Here is a 6,070-nt window from a genome sequence, read left to right on the forward strand (position 1 = left end):
GCCGCTCGGCTTCCAGCTTGAATTGGCGCTGACGCTCGGCCGCAGCCGAGATCGCCTTGGCTTCGTCGGCAAGACAATCCTCCTCGTGGCGGCGACCGAATGCGATAAACATCGCCTGACGATCGACCGATCGGATGAGGGCTTGTTGTGCCGCCGTCATACCGGACAGATCTGGGACCAGCAGTCTATTCTCCATGCGATAGGGCCGCGGCATGACGGTCGCCACCAATGCTTCGGCCTCGGCAAGGCGCTGCTGCTCTACCCGGGCCTGATGATGGGCAAAGGATCGCTGGACGCCTTTCAGGTAGATTTTGACATTATTCAGGGAACGGCGCTGTTCGTTCACGCTCGCCAATTGCTGAGCCAAAGCTTGCGCCCTTACCGCAATCGATCCAGCGATGGCGCTCGGCAAAGTCGCATGCCGCGCCTTCTTTTGCGCGAGCAGCCAGGTGGAACGCGCCAGGATTGTTTCGACTTGCTGCCGGTCGATCACCGCCGCCTTGGTTTTGGAGGACCCGATAACCGCCGCCCGCTGCGCTACAGCCTCCACGCGATGGCGCATTTTCTGAATGGCCGCCTTACTGGCGACGAGCTGATACTGTTGCTGCAAGCATGCCGTAAGCCGGGCAAGAAGATCCACTTCGGCCTGCCGCTTGTCTGTCTCGATGCCCAATTCATTGGCAACAACAATGGCCTCGTTGCGTTCAATCACCGCCACCGGCTCGCCTCGCTCGAAAGCCGCCATGGCATGAGGGCCGACATGCTCTTGCCTGACTGCATTAATACCACGATCACGGTAGGACTGGTGTGTATATCTGGCGGCGACACCTGCGCGATGACAGGCAAGGTTTAAATGCGCAGCCGCTTGGGCTCGCATGCGAAACAGGCCGGCAGGATCTGTCAGGCCGTTGACCTTCTCCTCGCTGATCAGCCATTCGCCAGTATCGATCCTTTCACAAGGCCGCGTGGAGAAACAGATATGGGCATGGAAGTTGCGCGAATCCCCGCCTTCATCCGGCTTATGGACGGCAGCCACATAAGGCAGACCGCTCTTGCCAAAAGTACGCTCGGCAAAATGCTGGACCGCGTGATGCCTTTGCGCAGGGGTGAGCCCTGCCGGTAGGTTCATGACGATGCGATATTGCATGATCGCATTGGCGCGATATCCGGTTTCCACCGCCTCGAGCGCCCGCCAGCAATTGGCGATCTCGGCGGCGTTCTCGCCCATGTTGGAAATGATACCCAATTCGCCGTCCTGAAGGGCATCTTCCCGCAGGATATAAAGGGCGTGATCGGCTGTCAGTCCGGCCCGCCATTTTTTAGATTTCAAGCCGATATAGCGGATGCGAAAATAGATGGCGGTGCGACCGCGCCGATCGATAATCGGTGCCTTATACGCACGCCGGGCCCGGCGCTGTTTTGTCGGCTGCGGGCTTGCAGATGGTTTGGGTTTGGTGGGCATCTTGATCGAGCCAGGTTTGATCCGGACCCGAAAGGTCCTACCCCAGGCGGATCGCGAATTGTTGAATTCGCGCTCGATGGCCTTGGTCGCCATTTCGTTGGCTTTTGCCGTCATCATAGAAAGTTGCCGACGAAGTTTGGCAATGCGCTCACGCGCGCCAGCCATTGTGCGTTCGGCCGCCTGCAAACGGCGCCCGGTGCGATTTTCCCCCATCAACATGGCAAATGCGGCAGCATCGGCTTTTGCCCAAATACCCGTCTCGCTCATGACCTGCACGGTGCCTTTGCCTTTCATCAAACAGGGAGAGGGGGGGCGAAAGAGCGGGACGCGACGTTGACAGTGGTCAACATTTCTTTCGCATCCCCCCCCTCTCCTTCCCCTCCCTCCTTCCCTTCACGCGAATCGACTGTGCCGCGTTCAAGCCCTGTTCGCCGCGGGGGGTACTGCGATTTGTCTTGGGCAGTCCGGCTCGGCACGAAGCGAGAAAGCCAGCGAGGATTGAGGGCGTGATCTTGCGGCGCAAAGCGCGAGAAATCAGGCAAGTCCGGGGTGTCGCGCGACACCGGGATCTCGACCTCGCCAGCGCGCCAATTGTATTGCTGCTCTGAACCGGTGCCCATTGGGCCGAACGATCCGCTGACCCAAGATCTGTTCGGGTTGGCGACACGGGTTACGATAGCGCATCGCGGGCCACATCCGCGCCAACAGGGGCAATCTGGCCAAGTCAAATTGCGCCGGGTGCCGATAGTGTCAGATCCATCAGGGGTAGCGCGAGGATTACGCCGTCTGGTCGGCGTCAATTGTGGGCCGATAGGTGGCCGCGCCATGTGGTGAATTCTGGCGTCCATTTGCTGTTGCCAGCAGCGACCGGCGAGCGACAATTACAACGCGTATCAATTGTCGCTGACGCGGGCCGGAAGCGAGGGCTTGAAGCGCATGGGATGTTTGGCATGTCATTGCCCCTGATGACAATGACCCGTTGCCTGAGCAAGGGTGCTCCCGGGCGCGCAGCCATCGACAATGGTGATGGCCGGTCCAGAGCGCCATTCGTCGGAGCGTGCCCATCGGCAGTGATGCGCAGGACGGTGGAATACTTGCGGTAGCCTTCGTCGTTCATCCCGAGAATAGTCGAGTGGTGCACGAGGCGGTCGATGGCGACGACAGCCATGGCGGGATCTGGGGAGGCGGTGCCCCCTACCGGAGAGCCCGCCGTCATCGAACCGGGAGAAGCAAGGCCGTGTCACGATCCGCGCAATCGACATGGTGACAGTCAGCCTACTCATGGGCGATGGGATGAGAGCCCGCCGGCAAGCATTCGGGAAATTCGGGCCCAATATGGCAGGGTCAAGTAGCTGTGCCAGTGACGGAACCACATTGGCATAAGACGCGTAACGTGCAGCACGAGGCACCGATCTGGAAAATCGTGAGTACCCCCCGCGGCGCGAAGAACCTCCACGAGTCATAAGCGATTCGCACAAACATGCAGGAGGTAATTGCTATGGACTATGACCGGGAGGAAATGCGGCTGCGGCGAGTATACGAAAAAACCATGGCCGCGAAGAAAAAACTGGAGGAGCGCCTCGCCCGGCAAAAGGAGGAAGCGCGGTCAGCCAAAAGCCGCCTTCAGGCCACGACCAAATCAGAACAGTGGCACCGGATGGCCTTGGCTTGGCTTGATCGCGATGCCGGATACACAGGAGAAATGGCATCGGCACGGGTCTGGCTCAAGGAACAGACGATGCATAAATATATCGAGCTGATCCACGCTTACGTTGATCAGACCAAGCCGCAGCGTATCATCGACATTGAAGTCGCAGCAGTGCGGGCTAATCTCGTGGATTGGACCGCCAAAGGCAACGCGTTGCTGCTGAGGCGCGCATACGACGGCTATGTTATGGAATGCCAGAGCTTTCGCGCATGGCAACAAGGGCATCCCGACAATGTTGCCTGGCGGAAAAAGCCTGCCACTCGCAACCAACTTCTCTTGATCGACCGACAGGCAAGTGCGTTGAGGGTGCCCTTCCCCGGGAAAATGAACCGTGGCGAGGCGCATGACTGGATTGAACGCCATGGTGGCAATCTCAGGCTCAAGGCCGCCGAAACCCAAAGCCTCATGGCGACGCCTGAAAGGCGGCCGGAAGATGATAGGAGGCAATCTTGAGCACAATATTGAACAGCCCCCGCCTGATCGACCTGGGGACCGAGACGCAGGTGTTTGAGAGCTACGCAGCCCTGCAATGGCGTGGTGAAGAGATTTTATGCCGCATCATGGTTCATGAGGCCGAGCTCGACGCAAACCCCGCAGAGGCAGAAGTGCTCTGGCATGCAATCTCGCTCAACTGCAAATTGCTTGCAGACATCGTGGCTGCTCAAGAAAAATGGCTGGATGAACATCATGTAAACATCAAGGCCGCAGAAGATGCCCTGCGTAAGGAGATACGAAGTCTCAATATTACTCCTGCGATGAAAGAGCAGGAGAAAAACGAATGACAGTGATTGAAGGCATTATAGCTAACCTCTATACCGGCTGCGACAAGAAGGACCTTCGCCTTGGATGGGACTATTGGATCCCATCATCTGCCTCGACGCCGAACAGCGACATCAAGCCATCTATAAAATTGACCCCATATACCGACGGATACGGGATAGGGCGTGCAATCCATCCCTATGTTCTGGACAAAAGGACGTTGCCCGATGGCGCTAAACCGATCTTTTCTGAAGATATGGATGCCAGACAAATCGCAAATGGAATCTGGCGAAGAAGTCTCATTCAACCTGGCTCTTACGATTTTCACGGCGGAGACTATGAGATCGGATCGATCGACGCCGACTGCGCTTCAAATGAGCATCTCATTGCCCTGATTGGCCATAAGCCTAGCGATCTTGCACACTGGCTCATTTATTTAAAAAGAAGCCCAAAATACCAATCTGCATTCAAGCTATTATTATCTAATAAATTTAAAGATTGCCTGAAATTGTTTCCAGAATTGAAATATATGAAATGGCCATTCAGGCCTAAGGAAGAATACCTTACGCCATTTTATGTTGCCGTACTCTATGCCGAGCTTGGCAGAGCCGCCGTTAATCAGGCTGGCCTACTCCAAATATCAACGGATGACGGAATAGAGCTTACAACAAAAGGCGTTCTAGATCGCCTTAAGGCCTCCCACGGCAGCTTCAACTCGTTAGCAATAAAGCGACACCTAGAGTATGCTCCTTTACAAACAATCGCCTTTGGACTGCCGGATCAAGTCATAGAAAATAAAGATAAAGAGATGGTTAGCATATGGGCGAATGCTGTAGCGGGCAGGCTTTTGTATGAATTAGGTACAGGCGGAACTCTCGACATCACACCGGACACCCCCGATAAAGCAGTAAAAATCATGGAATGCTTTAGCGTGCATTCACAATATGAGATGGAAAGAGCCAATGAAGATAGCTTTGCCTACAAAGCACGCAAAGCAGGATTTTTTTGGGGCTTGACCGCTCATATTAATCCGGCGGTCCGCCTTCTCGAAATAGCTTCAACCGCTAGAAAGTGGAATGAAAAGTACTGCCCGAAAGGGCCCAAACTACCCAGTGTCAAAGATTGCGACACCGGAAATCCTATAGCCAAAGCGCTGGCCACCATCCAATATCAATGGCTTTATGAGCACGATCGTCGCCTGGCTACTAAGTTTCTACAAAACAGAGAGGTCATAGAAAAAGAAGAAAAGGAAAAAGGAAGTTCATCAAAAAAAACGCCTAAAAATCCACCTCGGAAAAGAGTTATACATGCAGATCCTCTATCTCTATTGAACTACCTCGGCGAAAAATCAGGGCTTACCCTGCAGAAAGATGCATTGGTCCACTTGAACGTGTTACCCAAACCAGGAGAGATGGGATATACAGCACGCAGTCAAGCGCATTTATGGCTAGACGATGACGGCGATGACATCGATCATTTCAAAAAACTTCTGCCTCAAGCTATTAAGTTTTACCAGAAAACTATCGACGGCAAATTAGATCCCGAATTACAAGATACTTCCCGGGTTCCACGGAGCGTTGCAGAGTTAGTTCACAAGCAACATGGGTCAATAGGCGGCACTAACAAAAGATCAGGCAAAATAAATCCCATTAAACTTTGTCCTGATGAAAATATAGTATACCTTGCCCAAGAACAAAGCCAAAGCATTTGCTTTCAATCAACAGACCCAATGTACGCAAGACTAATTCGAGAGGTATTACAACCTAAAGACAAAAGCTCACCAGCCGCCTCTAGCCAACCCGAATCAAAAGGCGAGGATGTCGGACCCGTTCAGTGATTCGCCATGGTTGCAACAAACGGGCAAACCCAAGACAGGGCGCGCCGTCGACGAAAACTGTCGCGACCTTTCCCGTTTGGCGTTTGGATACCACGGGGCGGGTCATTGAGGCAAATTATGAGAAATGCGCTGTCCGATCCATTGCCTTACTATTCACGGCGCCGAAAGATTGAACAATATCGACAATTCGTCTAATTAACCATTCCCCGCGATCCCATCTGGGGGGCAGGCCAGCCGTTTATGACCCAACCAGCTGGCCTGCTATTTCGCAGGATAATTTCCCGCTGTTACGCCAAAAGGCGTA

The 6,070-nt window shown here is 54.3% G+C and carries 4 protein-coding genes; 3 read left to right on the plus strand and 1 reads right to left on the minus strand.

The genetic code is table 11. From position 1 onward, the window contains the following. The coding region (locus tag EOE18_RS17970; RefSeq protein WP_164852816.1) for a MobA/MobL family protein at positions 1-1,729 on the minus strand (1,729 nt) is incomplete at its 3' end. A gap of 1,231 nt (positions 1,730-2,960) precedes the next feature. Between EOE18_RS17970 and EOE18_RS17975 the strand changes: the two genes are divergently transcribed. The 3 genes from EOE18_RS17975 to EOE18_RS17985 are packed head-to-tail and all read left to right on the plus strand — an operon-like array spanning position 2,961 to position 5,766. Continuing rightward, positions 2,961-3,623, plus strand: a complete 663-nt coding sequence (locus EOE18_RS17975; protein ID WP_127712104.1) for a hypothetical protein — start codon at positions 2,961-2,963, stop codon at positions 3,621-3,623. Continuing rightward, on the plus strand, positions 3,620-3,952 hold the full coding sequence (locus tag EOE18_RS17980) for a hypothetical protein (RefSeq protein WP_127712106.1): 333 nt from the start codon (positions 3,620-3,622) through the stop codon (positions 3,950-3,952). Before EOE18_RS17975 ends, EOE18_RS17980 begins: the two co-directional genes overlap by 4 nt. Beyond that, a complete protein-coding gene (locus EOE18_RS17985; RefSeq protein ID WP_127712108.1) occupies positions 3,949-5,766 on the plus strand; it encodes a hypothetical protein in 1,818 nt (605 codons plus the stop codon). The genes EOE18_RS17980 and EOE18_RS17985 overlap by 4 nt, the downstream gene beginning before the upstream one ends. Positions 5,767-6,070: the final 304 nt, after the last annotated feature.

Origin of the sequence: Novosphingobium umbonatum (genome assembly GCF_004005905.1) — a bacterium.
GTDB lineage: Bacteria > Pseudomonadota > Alphaproteobacteria > Sphingomonadales > Sphingomonadaceae > Novosphingobium > Novosphingobium umbonatum.

Bases quoted from the DNA above. Each gene is read 5' to 3' on its own strand.
- EOE18_RS17975 (WP_127712104.1), top strand. From the start codon at position 2,961: ATGGACTATGACCGGGAGGAAATGCGGCTGCGGCGAGTATACGAAAAA.
- EOE18_RS17985 (WP_127712108.1), top strand. From the start codon at position 3,949: ATGACAGTGATTGAAGGCATTATAGCTAACCTCTATACCGGCTGCGAC.